The 26,951-nt window shown below is 67.9% G+C and carries 24 protein-coding genes and 1 riboswitch; of the genes, 4 read left to right on the top strand and 20 right to left on the bottom strand.

Annotated features, from left to right (window positions below; genetic code table 11):
• Positions 1–48: 48 nt before the first annotated feature.
• The 14 genes from AC1DB8_RS04870 to AC1DB8_RS04805 form a co-directional block, all read right to left on the bottom strand.
• Positions 49–1,596, bottom strand: coding sequence for a YifB family Mg chelatase-like AAA ATPase (locus tag AC1DB8_RS04870; protein ID WP_476892352.1), 1,548 nt, complete (start codon positions 1,594–1,596; stop codon positions 49–51).
• On the bottom strand, positions 1,597–1,953 hold the full coding sequence (locus AC1DB8_RS04865) for a YraN family protein (protein ID WP_476892351.1): 357 nt from the start codon (positions 1,951–1,953) through the stop codon (positions 1,597–1,599). It lies immediately after the preceding gene.
• An 83-nt stretch (positions 1,954–2,036) separates the two neighbouring features.
• The gene (locus AC1DB8_RS04860; protein WP_056426737.1) at positions 2,037–2,363 is read right to left on the bottom strand and encodes a DUF2469 domain-containing protein; all 327 of its coding nucleotides are present in this window, start codon (positions 2,361–2,363) and stop codon (positions 2,037–2,039) included.
• 42 nt (positions 2,364–2,405) lie between these two features.
• The gene (locus AC1DB8_RS04855) at positions 2,406–3,077 is read right to left on the bottom strand and encodes a ribonuclease HII (protein ID WP_441417514.1); all 672 of its coding nucleotides are present in this window, start codon (positions 3,075–3,077) and stop codon (positions 2,406–2,408) included.
• A gap of 8 nt (positions 3,078–3,085) precedes the next feature.
• A complete protein-coding gene (gene lepB / locus AC1DB8_RS04850; protein ID WP_476892350.1) occupies positions 3,086–4,069 on the bottom strand; it encodes a signal peptidase I in 984 nt (327 codons plus the stop codon).
• Complete coding sequence (gene lepB, locus AC1DB8_RS04845; RefSeq protein WP_441417512.1) at positions 4,070–4,747, bottom strand: signal peptidase I; 678 nt, start codon at positions 4,745–4,747, stop codon at positions 4,070–4,072.
• Between the two features lie 100 nt (positions 4,748–4,847).
• Positions 4,848–5,207, bottom strand: coding sequence for a 50S ribosomal protein L19 (gene rplS, locus AC1DB8_RS04840; protein WP_056738299.1), 360 nt, complete (start codon positions 5,205–5,207; stop codon positions 4,848–4,850).
• Positions 5,208–5,468: 261 nt separating this feature from the next.
• Entirely contained in the window at positions 5,469–6,278 is an 810-nt protein-coding gene (gene trmD / locus AC1DB8_RS04835; RefSeq protein WP_476892349.1) for a tRNA (guanosine(37)-N1)-methyltransferase TrmD, read from the bottom strand.
• A gap of 1 nt (position 6,279) precedes the next feature.
• Complete coding sequence (gene rimM, locus AC1DB8_RS04830; protein WP_476892348.1) at positions 6,280–6,882, bottom strand: ribosome maturation factor RimM; 603 nt, start codon at positions 6,880–6,882, stop codon at positions 6,280–6,282.
• A 126-nt stretch (positions 6,883–7,008) separates the two neighbouring features.
• A complete protein-coding gene (locus tag AC1DB8_RS04825) occupies positions 7,009–7,251 on the bottom strand; it encodes an RNA-binding protein (protein WP_056426755.1) in 243 nt (80 codons plus the stop codon).
• A gap of 1 nt (position 7,252) precedes the next feature.
• Positions 7,253–7,675 (bottom strand): 30S ribosomal protein S16, encoded by a 423-nt coding sequence (rpsP, locus tag AC1DB8_RS04820; RefSeq protein ID WP_138769023.1) that lies wholly within the window; start codon positions 7,673–7,675, stop codon positions 7,253–7,255.
• Positions 7,676–7,896: 221 nt separating this feature from the next.
• Positions 7,897–8,334 (bottom strand): hypothetical protein, encoded by a 438-nt coding sequence (locus tag AC1DB8_RS04815; protein ID WP_175320852.1) that lies wholly within the window; start codon positions 8,332–8,334, stop codon positions 7,897–7,899.
• A 415-nt stretch (positions 8,335–8,749) separates the two neighbouring features.
• Entirely contained in the window at positions 8,750–9,625 is an 876-nt protein-coding gene (locus tag AC1DB8_RS04810; protein ID WP_441417509.1) for a VOC family protein, read from the bottom strand.
• Positions 9,626–9,705: 80 nt separating this feature from the next.
• The gene (locus tag AC1DB8_RS04805) at positions 9,706–10,806 is read right to left on the bottom strand and encodes an amidohydrolase family protein (RefSeq protein ID WP_476892347.1); all 1,101 of its coding nucleotides are present in this window, start codon (positions 10,804–10,806) and stop codon (positions 9,706–9,708) included.
• 94 nt (positions 10,807–10,900) lie between these two features.
• Positions 10,901–11,008: riboswitch (TPP riboswitch) on the top strand.
• Here AC1DB8_RS04805 and thiC point away from each other — a divergent pair.
• Positions 10,977–12,821 (top strand): phosphomethylpyrimidine synthase ThiC, encoded by a 1,845-nt coding sequence (gene thiC, locus AC1DB8_RS04800; RefSeq protein ID WP_476892346.1) that lies wholly within the window; start codon positions 10,977–10,979, stop codon positions 12,819–12,821. (Overlaps the previous riboswitch by 32 nt.)
• A gap of 67 nt (positions 12,822–12,888) precedes the next feature.
• Here the strand turns inward: thiC and AC1DB8_RS04795 are convergent, their stop codons facing one another.
• Both AC1DB8_RS04795 and ffh read right to left on the bottom strand, forming a co-directional pair.
• The gene (locus AC1DB8_RS04795) at positions 12,889–13,623 is read right to left on the bottom strand and encodes an alpha/beta fold hydrolase (RefSeq protein ID WP_441417506.1); all 735 of its coding nucleotides are present in this window, start codon (positions 13,621–13,623) and stop codon (positions 12,889–12,891) included.
• Positions 13,624–13,722: 99 nt separating this feature from the next.
• Positions 13,723–15,309, bottom strand: coding sequence for a signal recognition particle protein (ffh, locus tag AC1DB8_RS04790; protein WP_476892345.1), 1,587 nt, complete (start codon positions 15,307–15,309; stop codon positions 13,723–13,725).
• 150 nt (positions 15,310–15,459) lie between these two features.
• On the opposite strand from ffh, the gene AC1DB8_RS04785 reads away from it, so the two are divergent.
• Positions 15,460–16,851, top strand: coding sequence for a glucose-6-phosphate dehydrogenase (locus AC1DB8_RS04785; protein WP_476892344.1), 1,392 nt, complete (start codon positions 15,460–15,462; stop codon positions 16,849–16,851).
• A gap of 156 nt (positions 16,852–17,007) precedes the next feature.
• On the opposite strand, the gene AC1DB8_RS04780 is transcribed toward AC1DB8_RS04785, so the two are convergent.
• Both AC1DB8_RS04780 and AC1DB8_RS04775 read right to left on the bottom strand, forming a co-directional pair.
• Complete coding sequence (locus tag AC1DB8_RS04780) at positions 17,008–17,346, bottom strand: P-II family nitrogen regulator (protein ID WP_175320845.1); 339 nt, start codon at positions 17,344–17,346, stop codon at positions 17,008–17,010.
• Positions 17,343–18,716 carry an ammonium transporter gene (locus AC1DB8_RS04775; protein WP_175320844.1) on the bottom strand — a complete coding sequence of 458 codons (1,374 nt, stop codon included), beginning with the start codon at positions 18,714–18,716 and terminating at the stop codon, positions 17,343–17,345. The genes AC1DB8_RS04780 and AC1DB8_RS04775 overlap by 4 nt, the downstream gene beginning before the upstream one ends.
• A gap of 238 nt (positions 18,717–18,954) precedes the next feature.
• Here AC1DB8_RS04775 and AC1DB8_RS04770 point away from each other — a divergent pair, with 238 nt between their 5' ends.
• The gene (locus AC1DB8_RS04770; protein WP_476892343.1) at positions 18,955–20,202 is read left to right on the top strand and encodes an MFS transporter; all 1,248 of its coding nucleotides are present in this window, start codon (positions 18,955–18,957) and stop codon (positions 20,200–20,202) included.
• Between the two features lie 338 nt (positions 20,203–20,540).
• Positions 20,541–21,908: a hypothetical protein gene (locus AC1DB8_RS04765; protein WP_476892342.1), complete on the top strand. Its 1,368-nt coding sequence runs from the start codon at positions 20,541–20,543 to the stop codon at positions 21,906–21,908.
• Between the two features lie 96 nt (positions 21,909–22,004).
• Here AC1DB8_RS04765 and ftsY read toward each other — a convergent pair whose 3' ends face one another.
• Positions 22,005–23,213 (bottom strand): signal recognition particle-docking protein FtsY, encoded by a 1,209-nt coding sequence (gene ftsY, locus AC1DB8_RS04760; RefSeq protein WP_441417500.1) that lies wholly within the window; start codon positions 23,211–23,213, stop codon positions 22,005–22,007.
• Between the two features lie 80 nt (positions 23,214–23,293).
• Positions 23,294–26,890 (bottom strand): chromosome segregation protein SMC, encoded by a 3,597-nt coding sequence (smc, locus tag AC1DB8_RS04755; protein WP_476892341.1) that lies wholly within the window; start codon positions 26,888–26,890, stop codon positions 23,294–23,296.
• Positions 26,891–26,951 lie beyond the last annotated feature (61 nt).

The raw sequence follows: 26,951 nt of genomic DNA, 5'->3' as shown, positions 1-26,951 counted from the left end.
CTGTGGTGCTGATAGCGGGGCGTGGCGGGATGGGACATCTCGGCGCCGTCACGCGGCAGCCGATGCGGATTGCCGAAGATTGAGCGCTTGACCGATGTCGTCCGCGTCCGGCCCGTCGCGGCCGGAGAGATCCGCAAGGGTCCACGCCAGACGCAGCACCCGGTCATAGCCGCGGGCCGTCAGGGCGCCGCGTTCCAGCGCATGGTCGAGGATCCGCGTTGTAGGTCCCGAGAGCCGCAGGGGGCCGCGGAGCACCCGTCCGGGAACCTGCGAGTTGGTTTCCAGTCCGAGCGGCCGGAGCCGGTCCAGCTGGCGCTCCCGGGCGGCGCGCACCCTGGCGGCGATGTCGGCCGTGGCCTCTTCGGCCCGGGGCTGGCCGAAGTCTGCGAGTGCGACGCGCTCGACCTCCAACTGGATGTCGACCCGGTCCAGCAGCGGCCCCGACATCCGAGCGAGATAACGGCGCCGCATCATCGGGGTGCAGGTGCAGTCCACGCCCTTTCCGGAGGCTTTGCCGCAGGGACAGGGGTTGGCGGCGAGGACCAGCTGGAACCGGGCTGGGTAGGCAGCGGTGCCCGCCGAGCGGTGGATGACCAGTTCGCCGCTTTCGAGTGGCTGCCGGAGTGCGTCGAGGACCCGGCGCTCGTATTCGGGGGCTTCATCGAGAAACAACACGCCGCGGTGAGCCCTGGACGCCGCGCCGGGCCGAGGCAATCCGGATCCTCCGCCGATAATGGCAGCCGCGGTGGCGGTGTGGTGCGGATTCTCGTAGGGCGGCCGCCGCAGCAGCGTGACGGAAGCCGAGGTGAGCGAACTGAGGGAATGAATGGCCGTCACCTCCATGGCTTCCCGGTCACCGAGATCAGGGAGCAACCCGGGCAGGCGCTCTGCCAGCATGGTCTTGCCTGCCCCGGGCGGGCCGGTGAACAGCACGTGATGCGCTCCGGCGGCGGCCACTTCCAGGGCCCGGCGACCGTCAGACTGGCCAGAGACGTCGCACATATCCGGCGCCAGGCCGGCCGGGGCCGTCCCGTCGACGTCGTCGGCATCCGCGGTGTCCGGCTCGAAGTCCAGGGCAAGGTCCTGCGGGTCCGCGCCGAAATCGAACGCCAGCCTGGCCAGGGTACGGTAGCCGCGGACCCTGGCGCCGGGCACCAGCTCTGCTTCGGCGGCGTTGGCTTGGGCCACCACAACGTCGGGATACCCCGCCTGAACAGCCGCCATCACGGCCGGCAGAATGCCGCGGACCGGACGCAGCCGCCCGTCCAGGCCAAGTTCGGCGATGAAGACATGGCGTCCGGTGGAGCGCACGTCGTTGGCGGCCAGCAGCACCGCCATGGCGATGGAGAGGTCGAATCCGGAGCCGCGCTTGGGCAGCGACGCCGGAATGAGGTTCGCGGTGATCTTCCGGCGGCTGAGCGGGATACCGGAGTTTTGCGCCGCAGACCGAATCCGTTCCTTGGCCTCATTGAGCGAGGCATCCGGCAGGCCGAGGATCACGAACGCAGGCAGGGTCTGCCCGATGTCGGCCTCGACCTCGACGATGTATCCGTTCAGGCCGACCAGCGCCACCGAATAGGTCCGTCCCAGCGCCATCTACCCCACCCCTCTGAGGTGTTCGATGGCCGGGGAACCGGTCCCGTCGTCGACCACGGCGATGACGTCTACGCGGCGCAGCGGCATCTGCAGCTCATGGTCCCGGCACCACGCCGAGGCCAGCCGGTGCAGCCGGGCGAGCTTGTCCACGCCCACGGCTTCGAACGGGTGCCCGTAGGCGAGGGATCTTCGGGTCTTGACCTCGGCGATGACCAGGGCGTCGCCGTCGAGCGCGACGATATCGATTTCACCCTCGGGGCAACGCCAGTTACGGTCAACAATCCGCATCCCCTGGGCTTCGATAAAGCCGGCGGCGAGTTCCTCGCCGCGCCGGCCCAGCATGTCCTTAGCTCTCATGCCTCCAGCGTGGATCGCAGGGCGGCCAGCACGCGGACAAAAATTCGGCTATGTGGGTAACTTCAGGTCACGCGAGGCAGGAATCAGTTGCCCAGGCCCTCGACCTTGGGCAGGGCGAGCTCCTCGCTGCGCGGGAGCTCCTCGACGTTGACGTCTTTGAAAGTGATAACGCGGACGCTCTTGACGAACCGGGCGGAGCGGTAGACATCCCACACCCAGGCGTCCTGCAGGGTCAGGTCGAAGTAGACCTCGCCGTCGGCGCTGCGCGCTTGCAGGTCCACGTGGTTGGCCAGGTAGAAACGCCGTTCGGTCTCGACCACATAGCTGAACAGCCCGACGACGTCGCGGTATTCGCGGTAGAGCTGTAGCTCCATGTCGGTCTCATAGTTTTCAAGGTCCTCGGCACTCATGGTTCCATCTTGCACCATCGGGCGCCGGGCGCGCGCCACCGCTCAGTCGCCGAGTAGTTGCCAGCTCACCCGGTGGTACGGCGTGGGGCCGGCGGCGCGGAGGGCCTCCTTGTGCGCAGCGGTGCCGTAGCCCTTGTTCTCGTTCCAGCCGAACGCCGGGTACTCGGTGTGCAGGACAGCCATCTGCCGGTCACGTTCGACCTTGGCCAGCACGGATGCGGCGGCCACGCTAAGGCACTGCATGTCGGCCTTGACCAGGGTGTGGACCGGGGCGTCACAGCCCGGCTCCTCGGGGCCCTCGTCGAAGAGCGAGGCCTGCGCCACGGGTGAGAGCCAGTTGTGGCTGCCGTCCAGGAGCACTACGTCCGGTGTCACACCGGCGGCCAGCACCGCGAACCAGGCACGGTTGCCGGCGAGCCGGAGCGCGCCGATGATCCCCAGCGCGTCGATTTCCGCCGCGCTGGCGTGCCCCACGGCCGAGGCGACGCTCCAGCTGCGCACCAGCGGTTCGAGCCGTTCCCGGTCCGCGACCTTGAGCAGCTTGCTGTCCCGCACGTCGGCGAGCAGCTTCTGCTTATGCAGGTCCACGACGGCGATTCCGACGCTGACGGGTCCGGCCAGGGCCCCACGTCCCACCTCGTCGATCCCGGCGAGCAGCCGCGCGCCGGAGCCACGGAAGCGGCGCTCGTAGTCGAGGGTTGGAGCTTCGGACACTGCTGTCCCTACTTCTTCACCGGAGTCGGGACGCCGCGGAACACGTCCGGATAGTTGTCCAGCGACGTGATCCGGTTCAACGGCCACGCGATCACGGCCGCCTTGCCTTCGATGTCGGCCACGTCGATGAAGCCGCCGTTGCTTTCCATGTGGGCGCGCGAGTCGGCGGAGTGGTTCCGGTTGTCGCCCATGACCCAGACCTTGCCGGCGGGGACGACGACGTCGAAGTCGCGCACCTGCGGGACCTCGGCGCTGTTGACGTATTTCTCGTTCAGGGGAGCCCCGTTGACGGTGAGCCGGCCGCTGCCGTCGCAGCAGACGACGTGGTCGCCCGGCAGGCCGATGACGCGCTTGACCAGGTGCTGCTCGGAGTTGTCGGGGAGCAGGCCCACAAACGTCAGCGCATCCTGGACACCGGTCAACGGACCGGCCGGCTTCACGGCGCTCGGGACAAGCCATCCCTTGGTGTCCCGGAACACCACGACGTCCCCGCGCTCCAAGGCGATCGGCTCCGGCACCAGCAAGTTGACGAAGATCCGGTCGTTGACGTCCAGCGTGTTCATCATGGACTCGGACGGAATATAGAAAGCCCGGAACAGGAAGGTCTTGATCAGGAAAGACAGTACGACGGCGATCACCACCACCGTGGCGATCTCCTTAAGCCAGAGAAGCATCGGGTTGCGGCCCTCGCGGGCTTTAGCCTTTCGGGCCCGCGCCGACGACGGTCCGGCATGTGAGGGACCGGCCAATGGGGCGCCCTCGGCCCGCTCGGGCTGCGCGGGCGCCGCGGGCGCCGCGTGCACCGGTTCAGCGTGCACCGATTCAGCCTGAACCGGTTCAGCCTGCACCGGCCGAGGGTCCGGCGCGTGTTCGGGCCTCGGCGCGGCGGGCAGCCGCGTCGTCGGGTGTTCGGCGCCGGGGATGGGCGAGGAGGTCACTCGGGGCTCGTCGTGCCCCCGCGGATCAGGAGTCCGGGGTCCGGTCTCGGGCATCTACTGTCCGTTCTTCATCGTCGTGGCGGCCTCGTTGGGCCTCGGAATTGCTGCAAATCTATCAAGCGGCCAGATGATCTGTACCGGGCGGCCGATCACGCGCTCCAGCGGGACCATACCGCCTCCCGGCGCGCCCAGCAGGCTGCGCGAATCGGCCGATTTCGAACGGTGGTCTCCCATCAGCCAGAGCCTGCCGTCCGGGACAATCACGTCGAACTTCAACTTACTCGGGGCGTCGCCTTCATACAGATAGCGTTCCTCAAGTTGCTGGCCGTTAACTGTGAGCCGGCCGTCCGCGCCGCAGCACACCACGCGGTCGCCAGGTAGCCCGATGACGCGCTTGACATAGGTGGTGTCGCTGCCGGTCAGGCCCAGCCAGTGGCCAGCGCCGGTCAGGACGTCAGCCGCAGGTCCTTTGCCGCTGCTGAGCGGGGCAAAAGAGCCGCGGCCGTCGAAGACCACGACGTCGCCGCGGCGGACCGGGTCGAACGCGAAGTCGGTGCGGGACACCAGGATCCTGTCACCGTCGCGGAGCAGCGGCTCCATCGACGCGGACGGGATGAAGTAAACATCCAGCCACAGTGACCGGACCAGGCCGCTGATTGCCACGGCCAGCACCAGGCCCAGAAGCGCAAAACGCCAGCCCAGTTTCCTGGGCCGGCGTCTTGTCTGTTCCATGATCCGTGTCCTCTAACGCTTTTCTAATTGAACGGCGCAGTGGGGACGGTTCCGGCAAACGCCGGAGCCCTCCGTGGACCCGCTGGAAAGTCCGAAGGACTTACTTGGCGGTCTGGAAGTCGCGCTTTTCCTTGATCTTCGCAGCCTTACCGCGCAGTGCACGCATGTAGTAAAGCTTGGCGCGGCGCACGTCACCCTTGGAGACGAGCTCGATCTTGTCGATGATCGGGGAGTGTACCGGGAAGGTACGCTCCACGCCGACGCCGAAAGAGACCTTGCGGACGGTGAAGGTTTCGCGGACGCCGTCGCCCTGGCGGCCCAGGACGAAGCCCTGGAAGACCTGGACACGGGAGTTCTTGCCTTCGATGATGTTCACGTGCACCTTGATGGTGTCACCCGCGCGGAACTCGGGAACATCGTTGCGCAGCGAAGCTGCATCTACGGAATCGAGGATATGCATTGATCCACTCCTGGTGAACGCCACAGGTCATTCACGTTGGGTCACGGCGGCCAAGCCCGGGTGCTGTGCGCACCGGAAATTCCCGCCGAAAGTATTGTCGTTCCGGCTCCGTCAGGAATTGACGGGACCGGGGTGCCGCGCTGTTGGTGACGCTCCCCCTGTGGCAGGTTCGCACCCAGCAGGCACAAGGACTAATTTTGCCACATTCCGGCACGTTTTGGTGAATTGGCCAAGCGAATGGGCTTCGCGAATCGGCTCAGCTCAGGCGTCGGGGCGGCGCAGGAGCCGGCCGTCCACGACGTCGTAGCCCAGTTCCCCGAAAGCGGTGCGGTCCGCGCGTGGCAGCTTGCCGGCGTCGAACGCGTCGAGCAGGTCCGGCCGGCGTTCGGCGGTGCGCCGGTACTGTTCGTGACGCCGCCACTGCGCGATCTTGCCGTGGTTGCCGCTCAGCAGCACGGGCGGAACCTCGCGGTCCCGCCAGCTGGAGGGCTTGGTGTACACGGGGTACTCGAGCAGGCCGTCGGAGTGGGATTCCTCCACGAGCGATTCGGGGTTTCCGACGACGCCGGGCAACAGCCGCCCCACGGCTTCGACCATGGCCAGCACGGCCACCTCGCCGCCGTTCAGCACGTAGTCCCCGAGGCTCATGGGCCGGACGGTGAAGTGTTCCGCGGCCCACTCCAGGACGCGTTCGTCGATACCCTCGTAGCGTCCGCAGGCAAAGACGAGCTGCTCTTCTTCCGCGAGTTCGTGGGCAATCGCCTGGCTGAAGCGCTCCCCCGCCGGCGATGGGACGATCAGTACGGGCTTGCGAACGGCCTCCGCCCCAGGCGCTTTCGGGCCGGCCTCGGCAATGGCGGTCAGGGCTTGGGCCCACGGTTCGGGCTTCATCACCATGCCGGCGCCGCCGCCATACGGGGTGTCGTCCACGGTGCGGTGCCGGTCCGTGGTGAAGTCGCGGAGGTCGTGGACGTTGAGGTCCAGCAGCCCGTCCTGGCGGGCCTTTCCGATCAGCGAGAGTTCCAGCGGTGCCAGGTATTCGGGGAAGATGCTGACGACGTCGATCCGCATCTTAGGCGTTGTCCCCCGCGCCACGTTCGGCGTCGCTGGCTCCCTCGGCGTCGGCGTCTGTTTCGGTGCCGCCGTCGTCGGGGGTCCCGCCGGCCTCGGTGTTGACCTCGAAAAGGCCGGCTGGCGGGGTGACGAGGACGTACTTGTCCGCGACATTAACCTCAGGCACGATCTGCTCCACGAACGGGATCAGGATTTCCTTGCCGTCCCGGTCAGTCACCACGAGCAGGTCCTGGACCGGCATGGTGTGCAGACCGGAGACCTTGCCGACCACCTGGTCGCCGACGCGGACGTCCAGGCCCACCAGCTCGTGCTCGTACCAGCCCTCGTCGTCGTCCTCGTCCAGTTCTTCGGTCTCGACGTAGAGCTTGGCTCCGCGGAGGGCTTCCGCCTCGTTGCGGGTCTCCACCTCCTCGAACGCCAGCAGCAGGATGTCCTTGTTCCAGCGGGCGCTCTCAACGGTCAGCGGCCCGGCCGACGCCGGTTCCACCACGAACTGGGTGCCGGGAACAAAGCGGTCACCGGGGGCGTCCGTCAGCACCTGGACGGTCACTTCGCCGCGGATGCCATGGGGCTTGCCGATTCGTGCCACCTGAAGCTGCATCTGTTCCTCTGTTCGGGTTCTCGTAAAGTCTGGGATTTGTTGGTGCATGTGCTGCGCAAAACAGTCCGGCCCCTCCACCATAAGCTGGTGAAGGGGCCGGACTAAAGACAAATAATGCTGGTCGCGCTACCGGCGGCGGTCGGTGTCGACGACGTCGACCCTGACCGGCTCGCCGTCGGCCAGCGCCGCCACCACAGTGCGCAAAGCGCGTGCGGTGCGGCCCTGGCGTCCGATCACCCGTCCCAGATCGTCCTGATGAACGCGCACCTCGAGGGTGTCCCCGCGGCGGTTGTTCTTCGCACTGACCTTGACGTCCTCGGGGCTGTCAACAATCCCGCGGACCAGGTGTTCGAGCGCTTCTGCCAGCAATTTACTCAGCCTCGGTGGTCTCTGCTTCGGCGTCGGCGGGAGCCTCAGCTGCGTCGTCCTTCTTAGCCTTCTTGGTGATGGCTTCCGGGATGATCACGGAACCCTTTTCCGGGGTGACGAAGGCTTCCTTGGGAGCCTTGGTCTTCAAGGTGCCCTCCTGGCCCGGGAGACCCTTGAACTTCTGCCAGTCACCGGTGATCTTCAGGATCGCGGCAACCTGCTCGGACGGCTGTGCGCCGACGCCGAGCCAGTACTGGGCACGGTCCGTGTCGACCTCGATGTACGAGGGCTCTTCGGTCGGGTGGTACTTGCCGATCTCTTCGATGGCACGGCCATCACGCTTGGAGCGTGCGTCCATGACGACGATGCGGTAGTACGGTGCGCGCATCTTGCCGAAGCGCTTAAGGCGAATCTTTACGGCCACTTTTGTGGTCACTCCTGTTTCTGAAACGGGGTCGAGCCCGGCGTTCTGCACCCGTGGGGCGGGCCGTACTAGGGGGTTCTAAAAGGACAAGATCCGGACGCGGAGAGAGGGGCCACGCAGATCGAGTACCTGTTCATTGTGCCAGATCACCGCTCGGATTTCGACTTGACGCCCTAGGGCTGCGTGTCCGGGCACTTTTTCGAGCCGTCGGCTTGGGCGCGTCAGGAGGTCCAGACGTAGAGCCCGGCCTTGGTGGCGGGGTCAACGCCGGCAGCGAGTTCGGCGAGCTGGCGGACATAGCGGGCGGCCTGGTCGGCACCGAAGGGCATGTCCTCCTCCGCGGCCCAGCCTTCGGCGACGTCCGCTAGGACATCACCCTCGCCCTCGGTCTCGTAGCTGAGCAACTCGGCCAGGGCACGGACCATGGCGGCCGGCACGCCCAGCAGGGAGTCGCTGGCCACGTCCACCATGGCCAGCTCATAGTCGGCCCCGGCGGCATGCACGGCAGTCCCGGCCAGGTCACCCAGGCGTTCGACTTCGAAGTCGCTGATGTCCGGAATCCGGACCGCGCCGGGGGCGACCGCGGCGCCGCCGTCGAGGGCCGCTGCACGCTTGAGGGCGGCGTCATGGGTGGCGACGAAGATTTCAGTAAATCCCAAGGAAGTGCTCCTCATGAGGGTTGGCGGCGCTGGCCGCGTTTTTGGCGTCGCTTTCAGCCTATCCGCTCCAGCCCGGCCGCGCCCGGACCGGACATGCCCTGCCCCGGCCGCGAGCAATGGACATAATCCCACTATGTCCATCCCTGACCGCGGCGGATGGACATGCCCGGCGTCCCGATCGGCGGACGGACATGGCCGAGGGACCCCATGCCGCGCCCCGCCTCGCGCACTCCCGCCAACGGACATGCGCACCCCCGGACGCGAGCAATGGACATAATCCCACTATGTCCATTCCCCGAAGCGCACGCGGGACATGTCCGCGGACCCAAGCATCAGGAGGTGGACATGCCCAACGCGGGCCTCGAAGGTTGGACATGTCCAGTCCTGGCGCTGCAGGCTGGGCATGTCCGGATGATCAGCGGACGGCGACGCGGATGCTGTTGCGCCACGGATCCTCGAAGCGCAGCTCGGCTCCGGTGTGGTGCGACTGGACGCCCGCGGTCTTGAGGCGGTCGGCGAGGGCGCCAACGTCGTCGCCGGACGGTACTTCAACCAGCACTTCGCCGAGGCCGAGGGTGTCACGGCGGGGGCCGGCGCCGCGGCTGTTCCAAACGTTCATGGCCATGTGGTGGTGGTAGCCGCCGGCTGAGACGAAGAGCGCCTGGCCGTGCCAGCCCGCGGTCTTCTCAAAGCCGAGGGTGCCGACGTAGAAGTCGTGCGCGGACTGCACGTCGCCGACCTGCAGGTGGACGTGCCCGACGCCGGCGTCGGCCTCGCGCTGCCCGGCGAGCGACGCCTCGGTGAGGTGCTGCTCGAGGTAGCGCTGCGGCGGCAGGGCCAGGCTGTCCATCACGACGTTCTTGCCGTCCCAGGACCAGGCTTCGCGGGGGCGGTCCCAGTAGAGCTCGATACCGTTGCCCTCCGGGTCATTGAAGTAGAAGGCCTCGCTGACAAGGTGGTCGGCGCTGCCGGTGAAGGATTGCGGCTCATACTGCGCGGCGGACGCGACGGTGGCGGCCAGCGAGGGCTGGTCCTCAAAGAGAAGGGCGGTGTGGAAGAGGCCGGCTTCGCCGCGGGAGGGCAGGTTCAGCCCGGGTGCCGGTGCCAGGTGGACCAGCGGCTTGAGCTTGCGTCCGAGGTAGAGCCCGCCGTCCTGCTCGGCAACGATGTCGAGGCCGAGGGCGCGCTGGTAGTAGTCCGTCATCAGCTTCATGTCGCCGACCTTGAGCATCACGGTGCCCATGGTGAGTTCGGCAGGAAGGAGATCCTGGGTGCTGGCTTCTACGGTCATTGAAACGCTCCGGTGGTTCTGTGGCCCCCGACCTTCGGCGACCCTCGTAGAGTTAAATTACTTGAAGCTTCAATTTATTCCTAATGGCCGGGGATGCTCCCCTGTACCAGTTCGCCGCGGAGCACGATGCCCCTGAGCTCGCGCAGGGTGCCGAGATTCCCGCGCGGATCCTCGGCGCAGACCAGGACGTCGGCACTGGCACCTTCTGTGATCGCGTCGGCTCCGAGCCAGTCGCGGGCGGCCCAGGCCCCTGCGTCGAGGGCGGCGCCGGCGGGGAGCCCGGCGCCGTGCAGGGCCTCAAGTTCGTCGACGATGCGCCCGTGCTTGATCACACTCCCCGCGTCCGTCCCGGCGTAGATGGCGACCCCGGCCTCATACGCCTCGAGGATCCGTTCGGCGCGGCGTTCCCAGAGCCCCAGCATGTGCGCCGCGTAGCGGGGGAACTTTGCCTTGGCCTGGGCCGCGATGTCCGGGAAAGTGGCGATGTTGATTAGGGTGGGGACAATCGGGACACCCTGTTCGACGAAGCGCGGCAAGTGCCGGGGAAGCAGCCCGGTTCCGTGTTCGATGCAGTCGATGCCGGCGTCGAGCATGTCATCGAGGGTGTCCTCCGCGAAGCAGTGCGCCGTGACGCGGGCGCCTTCGTCGTGGGCGGCCCGGACCGCGTCCCTGACGCTCCGGGCCGGGAAACTCGCAGCGAGGTCGCCGGCGTCGCGGTCGATCCAGTCCCCCACCAGCTTGACCCAGCCGTCCCCCGCGCGGGCCTGCTTGCGTACGGCCTCCACGAGGTCCTCGGGTTCCACCTCGACGGCGAAGCCCCGCAGGTACCGCCGCGTCCTGGCGATGTGCCGCCCGGCGCGGAGAATGCGTGGCAGCTCGCGCCGTTGCTGGATCCAGCGGGTGTCATGAACGGCGCCGGCGTCGCGGACCAGCAGGGTACCGGCGTCGCGATCGGTCAGGGCCTGCCGCTCGGCAACGTCCTCGGGAACATCCCCGCCGGGTCCGAGCCCGATATGGCAGTGCGCATCGACCAGCCCGGGGATCACCCAACCGTCCAGGACCAGGTCCGGCGCGGCCGCGGGGCGCCGGAAGGTCAGGCGGCCGTCCACGGCCCACAGCCCGCGCCGCTCTTGGTCGGCTCCGGTGAGGACCGGGCAGCTGAACTCGATGATGCCGCTCATGGCCTAAAGCCTAATCCGCATCGCGATCCGCGGGCCAAGCCCGCCCAGCCCCCCAGCCCCTCGACGGCTTCCCGTCGGGCTGTGGTAGCTTCGTCTACGACCACACGGGTGCCCTTGCAGGGGCTGAGATCGGGCTGACGCAGCCTGCGACCGTTGAACCTGTCCGGGTAATGCCGGCGAAGGAAGTGAGTATCTCTTTGAGCGCAACAAATCCACAGCAGAGCCCTGCCCAGAATGGGAACAGCGCCGCAGCAGCTACCGTGAAGCAGTCCCTGAAGTCGCATGCCCTCGCGTACGTCGAGGACGGCGGGATCCGCGTCCCGGTAACCGAAATCGCCCTGGCACCGTCCCCTGGCGGCGTCGGGAATCCTCCGTTCCGGGTCTTCCGCACCGCGGGCCCGGGCAGCGACCCGGTGGTGGGACTCGCCGCTTTCCGCCGTGACTGGATCGCCGGGCGCGCGGACACGGAGCCGTACAGCGGCCGGGAACGCACTCTGCTCGACGACGGCAAGTCCGCGGTCAGGCGCGGCGCCGCCTCGGCTGAATGGCGGGGCGCACCGCCCGAGCCGCGTCGCGCCGTCGAAGGCCGAACGGTTACCCAGATGCATTATGCGCGGCACGGCATCGTGACACCGGAGATGCGTTTCGTCGCGCTGCGGGAGAACTGCGACGTCGAGCTTGTCCGCGGCGAAGTCGCCGCCGGCCGGGCCATCATCCCAAGCAACATCAACCACCCGGAGTCCGAGCCGATGATCATCGGGAAGGCGTTCCTGGTGAAGATCAACGCGAACATCGGCAACTCCGCGGTAAGCAGTTCCATCGCCGAGGAGGTCGACAAGCTCCAATGGGCCACGCAATGGGGGGCGGACACGGTGATGGACCTTTCGACCGGGGACGACATCCATACGACCCGCGAATGGATCATCCGCAACTCGCCCGTCCCCATCGGCACCGTCCCGATCTATCAGGCACTGGAGAAGGTGAACGGCGAAGCAAACGCCCTGACCTGGGAGATTTTCCGTGACACGGTGATCGAACAGTGCGAGCAGGGCGTCGACTACATGACGATCCACGCCGGGGTGCTGCTGCGGTACGTCCCGTTGACCGCCAACCGGGTCACCGGCATCGTGTCCCGCGGAGGTTCCATCATGGCTGGGTGGTGCCTTGCACACCACCAGGAGAACTTTCTCTACACGCATTTCGACGAGTTGTGCGAAATTTTCGCCCGCTACGACGTCGCCTTCTCACTCGGCGACGGCCTGCGGCCGGGGTCGACGGCGGACGCCAACGACGCTGCCCAGTTCGCCGAACTGGACACCCTGGCGGAGCTCACGCAACGGGCCTGGGACTTCGATGTCCAGGTCATGGTGGAGGGCCCGGGACACGTGCCGTTCCACCTCGTCCGGGAAAACGTGGAGCGCCAGCAGGAACTCTGCAAGGGCGCGCCCTTCTACACGCTGGGGCCGCTGGTCACGGATATCGCACCGGGCTATGACCACATCACTTCCGCGATCGGCGCCACCGAGATCGCCCGCTACGGGACCGCCATGCTGTGCTACGTCACGCCGAAGGAGCACCTCGGTCTGCCCAACAAGGACGACGTGAAGACCGGCGTGATCACCTACAAGATCGCCGCCCACGCCGCCGATCTTGCCAAGGGCCACCCCGGAGCGCACGAACGTGACGATGCCCTATCCAAGGCCCGGTTTGAATTCCGTTGGCGGGACCAGTTCGCGCTGTCCCTGGACCCGGTGACGGCTGAGGCATTCCACGACGAGACTTTGCCGGCGGAGCCGGCTAAGACAGCCCATTTCTGTTCGATGTGCGGGCCGAAGTTCTGCTCCATGCGGATCAGCCAGGACATCCGGGACGAATACGGTTCGGCGGATCCCCAGGCAGCCTTGGCACAGCTGGCGGACGGAATGCGGAAGAAAAGCGACGAATTCCTGGCGGCCGGAGGCAAGGTCTACCTGCCCGAGCCCACCGTGGGCGCACAGTCAGCGGCACAGGCCTAGGCACAGGCACGCCCCTAGGCCGCGGCCGGGCGCCTGCCCTGCGGGGTAGGCGTCCGGCCGGCCACTCCTACGACGCGTGGGCGTGCCGGCTGCGGTTGACGTCGGCGATGAACGTGCGGATGGCGCGGTCGCCCTCTTTTGAGTCCTGCGGCCGGTGCCCTCCGGGGGCGGTGCGGTGCAGGGCGCCCGTCTCCCTCAGGTAGCCGGCGATTTCCTCGTAGAGCGGCTCCCAGCCACCGGTAAGGACCAGGGTGGGCACGCCGGGAACGATGTGCAGCGGCGCTTCCCACGGCGGTGCCTGCAGCCGCAGCCGGCGCGCCGCCCGGAGGGCCTCCGGCGTCATGGCTCCCGGGGCGCCGGCGGCGAAGGCACGGCGGACGAATTCCCGCTGGAAGTCGTCGTCGCTGAGGCTGTGCCGGACGTCGAAGAGCGGCTGCATGAGCGCCCGGTGCGCAGCGCTGGCCGGGAGCTCCGCGGTCAAGGACAGGCAGGCCGGCTCCACCAGGGTCAGCGACTGCACCAGGTCGGGGCGTTCGACGGCCGCCATCATCGCCGCGATCGCACCCTGCGAATGGGCCACCACGTGGCCGCCGGCAGCGCCGCGGCCGTCGTCGGCCAGGGCCCGCAGCACAATTGCCGCGTCGGCGGCGAAGTCCGTCTCCTGCGGCTCGGCGACGGCGTCAAAGCCGTGCCGCCGCAGGAACAAGGCGTCGTAGCTCAGCGCCATGCCGTGCTGCTTCGGCCACGCCGCGGCGCCAAAACTGCCGGCCCCGTGGACGAAAACTACGCGCTGCTTGAACATGACCTAAGCCTATGGCACTGGTCCGTCATCGAAGCCGACGACATCCTGACCGCCGAGATACCGGCCCCCGAGGTACTGCCAGCGCCAAGGTGGCTTCCGCTACTTGCTGCCGCCGAGGAACTTGTCGAAACCCTTGGGCAGGTTCAGCTGGGACGGGTCGAATTCCCCGCCCTGCTGGCCGAAGGCCGCACCGGTGGGCACAGCCTTGGGGCCAGCGGCGCGCCGTGCCTCCGCGTCCTTGAGCTCCTGAGCGGCCTTGGCCGGGTTGCCGGAGCGGGCCTTCTTCTTCGGTGCGTTCTTGGCCCCCTTGCGGGCTCCGCCGCCGCCCATGCCGGGCATCCCCGGCATCCCCGGCATACCTCCGCCGGCGGCCATCTTCTTCATCATCTTCTGTGCCTGCGCGAAGCGTTCCAGCAGGCCGTTGACCTCGGAGACGTGCACGCCGGAACCGCGGGCGATGCGGGCGCGGCGGGAGCCGTTGATGATCTTCGGGGCAACCCGCTCGTGCGGGGTCATGGACCGGACAATCGCCTCGACCCGGTCAATCTCACGCTCGTCGAACTGCTCCAGCTGCTGCCGGATGTTCTGCGCGCCCGGCATCATCATGAGCATTTTCTTCATCGAGCCCATGTTGCGGATCTGCTGCATCTGGGCGAGGAAGTCCTCGAGGGTGAAGTCTTCCTGGTCGGCGAACTTCTTCGCCATCCGGGCCGCTTCGTCCTTGTCCCAGGACTTCTCGGCCTGTTCGATCAGGGTGAGCACGTCGCCCATGTCGAGGATGCGCGAGGCCATCCGGTCCGGGTGGAAGAGCTCGAAGTCGTCCAGGCCTTCGCCGGTGGACGCAAACATGACCGGCTTCCCGGTGACCGACGCGACGGACAGCGCGGCACCGCCGCGGGCGTCGCCGTCGAGCTTGGAGAGCACGATGCCGGTGAAGTTGACGCCTTCATCGAAGGCCATTGCCGTGTTGACGGCGTCCTGGCCGATCATCGAGTCGATCACGAAGAGGACTTCGTTGGGGACGATGGCCCGGCGGATCTGGCGGGCCTGTTCCATCATTTCGGCGTCGACGCCAAGCCGGCCGGCGGTGTCCACGATCACGACGTCGTGCAGCGTGCGCTTGGCTTCCTCGACGCCGGCACGGGCGACGGCGACCGGGTCACCGGCAGGGTGGTCCAGCTCGGAGGAGGTGGCCCCCGGGTGCGGGGCAAAGACGGGAACGCCGGCCCGCTGGCCGACAACCTGCAGCTGCGTCACGGCATTGGGGCGCTGCAGGTCGCAGGCGACCAGCATGGGGCTGTGGCCCTGCGCCTTGAGGAACTTGGAAAGCTTGCCGGCGAGGGTGGTCTTACCGGCACCCTGGAGGCCGGCGAGCATGATGATGGTCGGCCCGGTCTTGGCCAGCCGGATCCGGCGGGTCTCGCCGCCGAGGATCTCGACGAGTTCCTCGTTGACGATCTTCACGATCTGCTGGCTCGGGTTCAGCGCACCGGAGACCTCGACGCCGAGGGCGCGCTCGCGCACGCGGGCGGTGAACTCCCTGACCACCGGGACGGCAACGTCGGCGTCCAGCAGGGCACGCCGGATCTCGCGGACCGTGGCGTCAACGTCCGCCTCGGTGAGGCGGCCCTTGCCACGGAGGTTCTTGAAGGTTGCTGTCAACCGGTCAGAGAGTGAATTGAACACGCGCCGTGCACTTCTTTCAGTGGATCTACAGCTGGCGGCCAGTGCGGCACGCCAGAGTCGTGACTGTTTCGCCGGAACGAACTGCCTCGACAACGGGACTCGACTATCTAGGGTACCAAGACCCGCCTTCAAGATGGCATGCTGGCTTAGGTGACCAGTCAACCAACAGTAAAAACCCTGCTCATCCTCGGGGCCTCGGGCGACCTTACCGGCAGGCTGCTGCTGCCGGGCCTGGCCCGGCTGGTGGCGAGGGGCCATGCATCCGGCCTCACCCTGGTGGGCGCGGGCTCGGACGACTGGACTTCGGAACAGTGGCTGGAACGCCTTGAGACCTCCTTCGCCGACGCCAACTCCCAGACCGACTCCAGCGGCAAGCGGGAGCTGAAACGGATCCGCGAAAACACCAGCTACCACCAGCTGGACGTCACCGCCGAAGGGCAGCTGGCCAGCCTCTTGGCGACGCTGGAAGGACCGGTGGCTGTCTATTTCGCCCTGCCGCCGAAGATCAGCCAGCTGGCCTGCGAAGCCCTGACCCCGGAGCAGGTCCCCGCCGGGACCCGGCTGGTGATGGAGAAGCCGTTCGGGTCCAGCGAAGAATCGGCACGGGACCTGAACAAGACCCTGGCCGCACTGGTCCCGGAGGACCACATCCACCGGGTGGATCACTTTCTGGGCAAGGCCACGGTACTGAACATCCTGGGCCTGCGCTTTGCGAACACCTTCCTGGAGCCGGTGTGGAACCGGGACTACGTCGAGAAGGTGGAGATCATCTTCGATGAGGACCTCGCGCTGGAAGGCCGGGCCCGCTACTACGACGGCGCCGGCGCCCTGCGCGACATGATCCAGAGCCACCTGCTGCAAATCATGGCCCTGATGGCAATAGAACCGCCCGCCTCGGTGGACGAGGGGGACCTGCGCGACGCCGTCGCCACGCTCCTGCGGGCCAGCAGCATCAAGGCGCCGTACGCCAAGAACACCCGCCGCGCCCGGTACACGGCAGGCTCCATCGACGGCCGGAAGGTCCCGGACTACGCCAAGGAAGAGGGCGTGGACGCGTCCCGCAACACCGAGACCCTTGCCGAGGTGCAGGTGGACATCGACAACTGGCGCTGGCAGGGCGTGCCGTTCATCCTCCGCTCAGGCAAGGCGCTGGGCGCCATGCGCAAGGAAGCCGTGGTCACGTTCCGGCCGGTGCCGCACCTGCCCAAGGGCTTCACCGGGGTGGACTCCCCCAACCAGCTGCGCATCGGCTTCGGCCCGGACACGCTGCAGTTCGACGTCGACGTGAACGGCCCCGGCAACGTGCTCAGCCTGGACCGGGCCACCCTGAAGGCGGAACTCAGCGCCTCCGAGCTGCTCCCCTACGGTGAAGTGCTTGAAGGGGTGCTCACCGGCGACCCGCTGCTGTCCGTGCGCGGCGACACTGCGGAAGACTGCTGGCGCATCCTCGAACCCGTGCTCAAGGCCTGGGCCCGGGACAGCGTCCCGCTGGAGGAATATGCCGCCGGCACGCCCGGTCCTCCGGAGGGCTGGCCGTCGTAAGGCAGGCGGCGCCCGACGTCGGGCGCTCCCGCAGGCGCTAGCAGCCCCAACGCACGCAACAAAAAATGCGGGCCGGACACCTTTTCAGGTGCCCGGCCCGCTGTCGCAACCCCCGATCGCGGTGCGCTCGCGCGCCTGCGGCTGGAGGGCTGCCGCCTAGATCGCTGCCGCGCCGCGTTCTCCGGTGCGGACGCGGACTGCCTCGAAGACGTCCATCGTCCAGACCTTCCCGTCGCCGGCCCGGCCGGTGTTCGAGCTGGCGATGATGACATCCAGGATGTCGTCCGCCTGTTCGTCGGTGGCCAGTACCTCGACCCGGATCTTGGGCAGCAGGTCCACGTTGTACTCGGCGCCGCGGTACACCTCGGTGTAGCCGCGCTGCCGGCCGTAGCCGCTGGCCGCGCTGACGGTCAGGCCCTGTACGCCGTAGGCTTCCAGGCCTTCCCTAATGGTGTCGAGCTTTTCCGGACGGACGATTGCGGTAATCAGTTTCATGCTTCCACGCTTTCCTTGCCAGCTGCTGACTTCTTGCCGTTCGACGTGACGTCCACGGACTCGGTGGCCGGTACTTCTGCGCCCTCGTCCAGCTGCTTGCCGGTGATGAGTTCGTGCAGCGGCTGGAAGCTTCCGCCGCGGCCGCTGACACCGAACTCGTAGGCCGTCTCGGCGTGCAGGCTCAGGTCAACGCCCACGACTTCCTGTTCCTGGGAGACCCGGAAGCCCATCAGCTTGTGGATCGGGAACGCGATGATGAACGTCATGATCGCTGTGAAGGCCATGGCGATCAGGGCTGCCAGGACCTGGGCGACCAGCTGCGTGCTGCCGCCGCCGTAGAACAGGCCCGCGGTGCCCTGGGCCGGGGTGGCCAGGAAGCCGATCGCCACGGTGCCGACGACGCCGGAGACAAGGTGCACGCCGACGACGTCGAGCGAGTCATCGTAGCCGAACTTGAACTTCAGGCCGACGGCGAGCGCCGAGGCCACACCGGCAACGACGCCGAGGGCGATCGCGCCGAGCGGGGAGACGTTGGCGCAGGCGGGGGTGATGGCGACCAGGCCGGCGACCACGCCGGAAGCGGCGCCGAGGGACGTCGGGTGCCCGTCGCGGAAGCGTTCGACGGCGAGCCAGCCGAGCATCGCTGCGGCCGGAGCGGCAAGGGTGTTGATCCAGATCAGGCCGGCCTGCTCAACCGTGGCGGCGGCGCCGGCGTTGAAGCCGAACCAGCCGAACCAGAGGATTGCGGCGCCCACCATGACGAACGGGACGTTGTGGGGACGGTGGTTCGGGTCCTTACCGAAGCCCCGGCGGTTGCCGATGATCAGAACCAGGATGAGGCCGGCGACGCCGGCATTGATGTGGACCACGGTTCCGCCGGCGAAGTCGATCACCGGGGCAAACGTCTGGCCGAACCAGCCGTCTGCGGAGAACAGGCCTCCACCCCAGACCATGTAGGCCAGCGGCGCGTAGACCAGGGTGGCCCAGATGGGCGTGAAGATGACCCAGGCGGAGAACTTGGCCCGGTCTGCGACAGCGCCGGAGATCAGTGCCACGGTGATGATGGCGAAGGTCGCCGCGTACCCTACCTTGAGCAGGTCAGCCGGTTCGGTGAAGTTGTGCAGGCCGAAGTGGCTGGTGGGGTTCGCGAAGATCTGGAAGAAGTTGTCTTTGTTGCTGGTAGCCATCGAAGCGCCCCACAGGACCCACATGATGCCTACAGTTCCAATGGCGACGAAGCTCATCATCATCATGTTCAATGCCGACTTGGCACGAGTCATGCCGCCGTAGAAGAATGCCAGGCCCGGGGTCATGAACAGCACGAGGGCTGACGCGACCAGGAGCCAAACGAGACCCGCGGTGAGTTCCATGGTCTGCGTCCTCTCTTGCTCTTAGGTGCGGACTTGTCCGCCGGTCCAACGCGTTTTGCGTTCTAAGAAGAGTTTGCTGGCGCCGTGTTTCACCGGCAGAGGATTTACATTGCCGGGTTGTTACAAGAACCTCCCGGAAGTAAATGGTGCGTCTCGCGCTTGTTACGGTTATGTTTCACGCGTTCAATCACGCCCCTGGCTGCCCTTGGGCATCAGAAGCAGCACCGAAAGCAGCACCATGAGCAAAGCAACCCGTTCCGCCAACGGCTATCGCCCGCTGGCCGGCCTCCGCCGCCCCGGCGGCCCCCGCCTGCCCCGGGACATCAAGGTGATGCTGGTCGCGGCCTTCCTCATCGCGCTGGGCTTTGGCCTCGTCGCGCCAGTGCTCCCCCAGTTCGCCACCACTTTCGACGTCGGCGCGACAGCGGCGGCCGTGATTGTCAGCATCTTCGCGTTCATGCGGCTCGTCTTCGCTCCGGCCGGCGGGGCGCTAATCGTGCGGCTGGGCGAACGCCCGGTGTACGTGGCGGGTCTGCTGATCGTGGCGGCGTCCACGGCAGCCTGCGCCTTCGCCCAGGACTACTGGCAGCTGCTGGTCTTCCGCGGCTTGGGCGGTGTGGGGTCAGTGATGTTCACGGTGGCGTCGATGGCCCTCGTGGTGAGGCTGGCGCCGCCGGAAAGCCGGGGACGCGTCTCGGGTGCCTACGCCTCAGCCTTCCTGATCGGCAACGTGTGCGGCCCGATCGTGGGCGGGCTGCTGGCCAGCTTCGGCCTGCGGGTGCCGTTCCTTGCATACGCGGCCGCGCTGGTGCTCGCCGCCGCCGTCGTGCAGACCCAGCTCAGCCACGTCCCGGCAGGTTCCCGCGAAGCGGGCGCGGCTGCTCCGGCGATGCTGCTCCGGGACGCGCTGCGGGACAGCGCCTACCGGGCCGGACTGGCCTCCAGCTTCGCCAACGGCTGGGCCACCTTCGGCGTCCGGATGGCCACCGTGCCGCTCTTCGCCGTGGCGGCGCTCGGCGCCGGGTCCTCGTCCGCGGGCTGGGCGCTGGCCGTGTTCGCCGCGGGCAACGCCGCGGCGCTGACCTTTTCCGGGCGGCTCGCGGACAATCTGGGCCGGAAGCCGATGATGCTCGCCGGCCTCGTCGTCACCGGCCTCGCCACCGCCGCCATCGGCTTCACCCACGAGCTGCCCTGGTTCCTGCTGGCCTCGACCGTCGCGGGCATCGGTTCCGGTCTGCTCGGGCCCGCACAGCAGGCGGCCATTGCCGACGTCGTCGGCAACGAGCGATCCGGCGGCCGAGTGCTTGCAGTGTTCCAGATGACCGCGGACAGCGGCGCGATCGTGGGGCCCGTGATCGCGGGGCTGCTGGCGGACCGGCTGGGCTACGGCTGGGCGTTCGGCGTGACCGGCGGAGTGCTGCTCGCGGCGGCCGCGGGCTGGCTGCTGGCCCGGGAAACCTTCCAGCGCACCCCCGCCCGGGCCTAGTCGAGATGCCTCAGACCGGCCGCCCGCCAATCGATGTGGAACCCGCCTCCCGCAGACGCCGCCCTTCCCGCAAAATCACACGCCTCCGCCTCGTCGCGACAATGTCCGCCCTGGCCATCGTCGCTCTCGTTGCCGGCGTGCCCACCGTGTCGTCGAACCCCAGTGCGACGTCGGAACCCAATGGGGCGTCGGAAAAGGCCGAACCCACCGCCCGGGACAGCCGGAGGCAACCTGCTCACGAGGACAAGAGCACAGGGGCCACTTTCTACAAGCAGATCCCGCCCCCGCTGGGCTCCCCCTTGGTGAGAGTGCCTCCGCTGACGCTGACAGTAAAGGACGTGCCGGTCGGAACGACCCTGAACAAGGGCACCGTCGGAATTTCCCTGGAAGCAACCGACCTCGCGGATCCCGCTTTGGGTGCGGAGAATGCCTCGATGGTGAAGCTTCTCAACGGCTCGGACGGCACCGTCCTGCGGTTTGGGGGTAACTCCGTCGACCGACGATTCTTCTGGACGTCCTCGGGCGAAGCACTGCCAAAGAACTACAAGGGCGACAAATCCCACCCGGCCAAGGTGGTCACGCCGGCCGACCTGCGTCGGGTTGCGGCTCTCCTGAATGCGACCAATGCCAAGATCAGCCTCACGGTGGACCTCGGACACTACAACCCGGCGCGGGCCGCGGACATGATCAAGAACGCCTCCCGGATCTTCGGTCCGCGGCTGGTGAGCTTTACCGTCGGGAACGAACCGAACGGGTTTGCCTCCACGAAACTGCGGCCGGCCAATTACGGCGTCGAGGAGTACCTCGCGCAACTCAAAGCCTATGCAAAGGCAATATATGCGGTCTCCCCCCGCGTCACTATTTCGGGGCCCGGCGTTTACGACCAGAAATGGTGGAAGCCTTTTGTCGACGCCAAGCTGCCGCAGAAGAAAGTCCTGTCTTTCCACAACTACCGGCTCTCCAGCTGCAAGGACACGAAGTCCCCGAACTTCCCCACCATCTCCAACCTTTTGGGACCGCTCAATCGCCAGCGCGCCGCCACGTACCAGGAGAGCGCCCTCAAAGTGGCCAAGGCCGCCCGCTTGGAGACCTGGCTCGCGGAGACCGGCATGTCAGCCTGCCCGGGTTCCAACCAGACCACCGAGACGCATGCGGCGGCACTATGGGCGGCGGACTACGCGCTCAACGCCGCCCGCCTCGGCATCACCCGGCTGGGCTTCCACAGTTCCCTGTCGACCTGCAAGGGTGGGCCGCCCATGTCCGTATTGTGCAGCGGCGGGGCATTCCTGAAGCCGAACGGCGTGATGGTCCCTCGTGCGAACTACTTCGGGATGGCGATGGTCGCGGACCTGGCGCCCGGGAAGTTCCTGGAGCTCAGTAGCAAGGGCGGAGGTTTGTCCAACAGTTATGCACTGCGGAACGCGGACGGAAGCACCACTGTGGTCATCGTCAACGAAAACGACCCCGGGAAGTACGGCCAGACCGAAGTTTCGCTGAAGCTGCCCGGCCGTGCCCGACGCGGAACCATGACACAGCTCAGCGGGCCCCGCTTGAACGCGCAGGACAGCACGGTGATCGACGGGGCCAAGGATTCGCCGGTCCCGGCCGCCAAGCGTCTGACGGTGCCGGGCTTCGCCTACGGCTCGGCTACGCAGAAGGTAAAGCTGACGTCCGGCACCGTCACGGTGCTGAACTTCAGCTACTGACCGGACGCTACGGATTAACCCAAACTAGCTCGCACTAGTTGTCGTTTTGAGCGCTGAAAACGACAACAAGTGCGAGCTAGTTGGACTGCTGAGTTGCTAGTTCAGCAGCGCGTCCACGAAGCTTTCGGCGTCGAAGGGCGCCAGGTCGTCCGCGCCTTCGCCGAGGCCGATCAGCTTGACCGGCACCCCGAGCGACTTCTGGATCGCGACGACGATGCCGCCCTTGGCGGTGCCGTCCAGCTTGGTCAGCACGATGCCGGTGATGTTCACGACCTCGGCGAAGACGCGGGCCTGGTTCAGTCCGTTCTGGCCGGTGGTCGCGTCCAGGACCAGGAGCACCTCGTCCACCTCGGCGAGCTTTTCGATCACGCGCTTGACCTTGCCGAGCTCGTCCATCAGGCCGACCTTGTTCTGCAGCCGGCCCGCGGTGTCGATCATGACGACGTCGACTTCCTGGTCGATGCCGGCTTTGACCGCCTCGTAGGCGACGGACGCCGGGTCCGCCCCGTCGATGTCGGACTTGACCGTGGGGACGCCGACGCGCTGGCCCCAGGTGGCGAGCTGCTCAGCCGCGGCGGCACGGAAGGTGTCGGCGGCACCAAGCAGCACGTCCTTGTCCTCGGCAACAAGCACGCGGGCGAGCTTGCCGACCGTGGTGGTCTTACCCACGCCGTTGACGCCGACCACCATCATCACGGCGGGCTTGTCCGCGTGCCGCTCGACGTTCAGGCTGCGGTCCATCGTGGGGTCCACAAGCTTGATGAGTTCCTCGCGCAGCAGGGCCTTGACCTGCTCGGGCGAACGGGTACCGAGCACCTTGACACGCTCGCGGAGGGCGTCCACGAGCTGCATCGTCGGTTCCGTACCGAGGTCCGCCAGCAGCAGGGTCTCCTCGACCTCGTCCCAGACGTTTTCGTCGATTTTGTCCGCGGAGAGCAGGGCGAGCAGGCCCTTGCCGAGGATGTTGTTGGACTTGACCAGGCGTTCGCGCAGTCGGGTCAGGCGGCCTGCCACCGGCAGCGGGGTCTCGACCGGAACGGTCTCGAGGCCCGCGACGTTGTCCGGCACCTCGACGGTTTCGAGGCCTTCGAGGTCGACGGCGTCCGGCGCCGTGGCCCCGCGGGGCGGAGCGGGACGGTCCTCCAGCAGCGTGCCGCCGCCGGTACCCTGCACGGGGTCGTTCGCGTCGCGCTGCGACGGGTAGTTGGTGATGTTCTTACGGGTCTTCATGAGCACCGGAATCAGCGCACCGAGGACCACCAGGGCAACGAGGATGGGCAGGATGATGGGGAGGATGTCGTTCACTCCCCTAGCTTCTCACAAACCCCAAACGCCCCGGTTGCGGCCCCGGCTCCGTCCGGAGCAGGCCTTCAGGCACCCGGACCTCAGAGCTCGGCCCCCAGCCGCTGGCTGATCACGGTGGAGACGCCGTCGCCGCGCATCGTGACGCCGTAGAGTGCGTCCGCGACCTCCATGGTGCGTTTCTGGTGCGTGATGACGATCAGCTGGCTGGACTCGCGCAGTTCCTCGAAGATGGTGATCAGGCGGCCCAGGTTGGTGTCGTCCAGGGCGGCCTCCACCTCGTCCATGACGTAGAACGGCGAGGGCCGGGCCTTGAAGATCGCCACCAGCAGGGCCACCGCCGTCAGCGACCGCTCACCGCCGGACAGCAGGGAAAGCCGCTTGATCTTCTTGCCGGCGGGGCGCGCCTCCACCTCGATGCCCGTGGTGAGCATGTCCAAGGGGTCGGTCAGCACCAGCCGGCCTTCGCCGCCCGGGAATAGCCGGGCGAAGACGCGGACGAACTGCGCCGCGGTGTCCTCGAAGGCCTCGGCGAAGACCTTCTGCACGCGTTCGTCGACTTCCTTGATGATGTCCAGCAGGTCCTTGCGGCTGGACTTGAGGTCCTCCAGCTGCGTGCTCAGGAACTGGTGGCGCTCCTCGAGGGCCGCGAACTCCTCCAGCGCGAGCGGGTTGACCCGGCCCAGGGCGGAAAGGTCGCGTTCGGCCTTGCGGAGCCGCTTTTCCTGCTCTTCGCGGACGAAGGGTTTGCCTTCGGCGATCTCGTGTCCGTCCTCGTCCACGGGGGCGCGGAGGGCCGCCCACTTGTCCGCCGACTCGCCGGCCGGCAGCGGTACGGGCTGGTCGGGGCCGAAGTCGGCGACCAGCTGGTCCGCGGTCAGTCCGAGTTCCTCGACGCTGCGCAGCTCAAGGGCTTCGATCCGCAGGCGCTGCTGCGCGCGGGCCAGTTCGTCCCGGTGCACGGAGTCGGTCAGCTCAGCCAGTTCACGGGCGAGAGCGTCGTTGCCGGCGCGGACCGCGGACAGTTCACGCTCCATTTGCTCGCGGCGCTCCTCGGCGCGGTCGCGTTCGCGGCGGGCCAGTTCCACCGACACGTCGATGAAACCGATCACTTGCCCGACGGCTGCGGCCACGGCTGCGGCGCGGCCGGCCTGGAGCCGGCGGCGGCGGGCCCGTTCGGCGGCCTCCTCGCGGGCGCGGCGTTCGGTGGCGGCGGCCCGTTCCAGCGACGCGGCCCGGTTGCGGAGGGCGGTCAGTTGCTCCTCCGCGCTGCGCAGCGTGAGGCGGGCCTCCATTTCAGCCGCGCGGGCCGCGGACGCCGCGAGGGCGAGGGCATCGCGGTGTTCCGGCGAGGGCTCGTCCTCGGTGGGTGCCTCCTGGGCCGCGGCCAGCCGGGCGGCGACAGCCTCCAGCGACTCCTGCTCCGCCTGGATGTTCGCCTCCGCCCGGGCCAGCGACGCGGCGAGGCGTTCGCTTTCCCCGACGGCGCTGCGCAGCACCGAGTTCAGGTGGCCCAGCCGTTCGGCCACGGCGGCGAGCCGGGCGTCCGAGTCGTGCAGCTTTTCAAGGGCGGCGTCGGCGCGGTCCTGGGCGGCGGCGCGGCGGGATTCGGCGGCGGCCAGGGCGAAGCGGTTGCGTTCCAGCTCGGCCGCCACGCCGGCGAGCCGGGCGGCGGCGTCGTCGACGGCGGCCTGGACTTCCAGCAGCGACGGCGCCGTGGCGGAGCCGCCGCTGACGCTCAGTGCAGTGAACACGTCCCCGGCGCGGGTCACCGCAGTCAGTTCCGGCCGGGCGGCTATGAGCCGGGCCGCGGCGTCGAGGTCCTCGACGACAGCGGTGCCTTCGAGCAACTGTCCCAGCGGCAGGCCGGTGCCGCCGTTCTTGTCGCCGGCCGGGCTGACGAGTCCTGCTGCCCAGCGGGCCTCCGCGGGCAGTTCTCCCTCCGGGGCTTTCGCGGCTGTCCCGGATCCGTCGGCGAGCAGCAGTGCGGCGCGGCCGGCGTCGTCGTCCTTCAGCAGCTGCACGGCCGCGGCGGCCACGGCGGCGTCGCGGACAACGACGGCGTCGGAGCAGCTGCCCAGCGCGGCGGCGATGGCGGCCTCGTAGCCGGTCTCCACGCTCAGCATGCCCGCGAGCGGACCCAGCACGCCGGGCAGCCCCGCGGCAACCACATGTTCGGAGCCGTCCTTGCGGTTCAGGCCAAGCTGCAGGGCGTCCCGGCGGGCCACAAGGGCGTCGCGTTCCCGCTCGCCTTCGCGTTCGGCGGCCTTGAGGGCGTCGATTTCGGCTACGACGGCGTCGAGGGCGTCGCTTGCGGCTTCGTATTCGGCGTCGAGGGTTTCCTCGCCGTCCTCGACGCCGGCCACCTGGGATTCGAGGGCGGTGAACTCGCTTTGGGCGAGGCGGCGCCGTTCCTCACCGGACTTCTGCGATTCCCTCAGCCGGCCGAGTTCGGCCTGGGCGGATTCCACCCGGGACCTCGCAGCACCCACCTGGCCGGCGAGCCGGGCAAGGCCCTCGCGGCGGTCGGCGGCGGCCCGGAGCAGGGTGGCGAGGCGTTTGTCCTCCGCCGCGGCTGCGCTTTCGGCGTCCTGCTTGGCGGCGGTGGCGGCGTCGAGGGCGGTTCGCTGCTCGACAATCTGCTCTTCCAGCCCGGCCTGTTCCGCGCGGACCCGGGCTGCCTGCTTGTCGAGTTGCTCGGGGTCGCGGCCGGTGTCCGGGGCCGCATCGGAGGTCCCGAGCAAGCGGCGGCGTTCCTCGGCGAGCGATCCGAGGGAGCGCAGCCGTTCGCGTCCGGAGGAGAGCTGGTACCAGTTGTCCCGGGCGGCGTTGAGCTTTGGCGTGGCCTCTGCGGCGAGCTGCTCCAAGCCGGCCTGGCGCTGGCGGCCGCTTTCGAGTTCCCGTTCGACGACGCCGCGGCGGGCCTTCAGCGCGCTCTCATCCGCGACGTCCTGGGCCAGCACCGACTGCAGCTGGACCAGGTCGTCGGCCAGGAGCCGGGAGCGGGCATCGCGGACCTCGAACTGGACGGTCTGGGCGCGGCGGGCCACCTCGGCCTGCTTGCCCAGCGGGGTGAGCTGGCGCCGGATTTCCCCGGTGAGGTCGCTGAGCCGGGCGAGGTTGGCCTGCATGGCTTCGAGTTTGCGGACCGTCTTTTCCTTGCGGCGGCGGTGCTTGAGGATGCCGGCGGCCTCCTCGATGAAGCCGCGGCGGTCCTCCGGGGTGGCGTGCAGGACCTTGTCCAGCTGCCCCTGCCCGACGATGACGTGCATCTCACGGCCCAGGCCGGAGTCGGAGAGCAGTTCCTGGATGTCCAGCAGCCGGCAGCTTGCGCCGTTGATGGCATATTCCGAGCCGCCGGTGCGGAACAGCGTGCGGGAGATCGTGACTTCGCTGTAGTCGATCGGCAGCGCGCCGTCGCTGTTGTCGATGGTCAGCGAGACGTGGGCGCGGCCCAGCGGCGGCCGGCCGGAGGTTCCGGCGAAAATGACGTCTTCCATCTTGCCGCCGCGGAGCGTCTTGGCCCCTTGTTCGCCCATCACCCAGGAAAGTGCGTCGACCACGTTGGACTTGCCCGAGCCGTTGGGTCCGACCACGGCGGTGACGCCGGGTTCGAATTCGAAAGTCGTCGCGGAGGCGAACGACTTGAATCCGCGGACGGTCAGGCTTTTGAGATGCAAGGTGTTTCGGGTCTCCTGTATGGCGGACGCGGGGGTGTTTCCTGCCCTAAATCTACTGGCA

It is taken from the genome of Arthrobacter sp. 10N410 (assembly GCF_056394945.1).
Note: the sequence above shows the minus strand (reverse complement) of the source record. Positions and strands in the feature narration are given on the sequence as shown.

Excerpts from the sequence above, each read along its gene's own strand:
- AC1DB8_RS04870 (WP_476892352.1), bottom strand. The coding sequence starts at position 1,596 with ATGGCGCTGGGACGGACCTATTCGGTGGCGCTGGTCGGCCTGAACGGA.
- AC1DB8_RS04865 (WP_476892351.1), bottom strand. The coding sequence starts at position 1,953 with ATGAGAGCTAAGGACATGCTGGGCCGGCGCGGCGAGGAACTCGCCGCC.
- AC1DB8_RS04860 (WP_056426737.1), bottom strand. The coding sequence starts at position 2,363 with ATGAGTGCCGAGGACCTTGAAAACTATGAGACCGACATGGAGCTACAG.
- lepB (WP_476892350.1), bottom strand. The coding sequence starts at position 4,069 with ATGCCCGAGACCGGACCCCGGACTCCTGATCCGCGGGGGCACGACGAG.
- lepB (WP_441417512.1), bottom strand. The coding sequence starts at position 4,747 with ATGGAACAGACAAGACGCCGGCCCAGGAAACTGGGCTGGCGTTTTGCG.
- rplS (WP_056738299.1), bottom strand. The coding sequence starts at position 5,207 with ATGCATATCCTCGATTCCGTAGATGCAGCTTCGCTGCGCAACGATGTT.
- trmD (WP_476892349.1), bottom strand. The coding sequence starts at position 6,278 with ATGCGGATCGACGTCGTCAGCATCTTCCCCGAATACCTGGCACCGCTG.
- rimM (WP_476892348.1), bottom strand. The coding sequence starts at position 6,882 with ATGCAGCTTCAGGTGGCACGAATCGGCAAGCCCCATGGCATCCGCGGC.
- AC1DB8_RS04810 (WP_441417509.1), bottom strand. The coding sequence starts at position 9,625 with ATGACCGTAGAAGCCAGCACCCAGGATCTCCTTCCTGCCGAACTCACC.
- AC1DB8_RS04805 (WP_476892347.1), bottom strand. The coding sequence starts at position 10,806 with ATGAGCGGCATCATCGAGTTCAGCTGCCCGGTCCTCACCGGAGCCGAC.
- thiC (WP_476892346.1), top strand. The coding sequence starts at position 10,977 with ATGCCGGCGAAGGAAGTGAGTATCTCTTTGAGCGCAACAAATCCACAG.
- AC1DB8_RS04795 (WP_441417506.1), bottom strand. The coding sequence starts at position 13,623 with ATGTTCAAGCAGCGCGTAGTTTTCGTCCACGGGGCCGGCAGTTTTGGC.
- AC1DB8_RS04780 (WP_175320845.1), bottom strand. The coding sequence starts at position 17,346 with ATGAAACTGATTACCGCAATCGTCCGTCCGGAAAAGCTCGACACCATT.
- AC1DB8_RS04775 (WP_175320844.1), bottom strand. The coding sequence starts at position 18,716 with ATGGAACTCACCGCGGGTCTCGTTTGGCTCCTGGTCGCGTCAGCCCTC.
- AC1DB8_RS04770 (WP_476892343.1), top strand. The coding sequence starts at position 18,955 with ATGAGCAAAGCAACCCGTTCCGCCAACGGCTATCGCCCGCTGGCCGGC.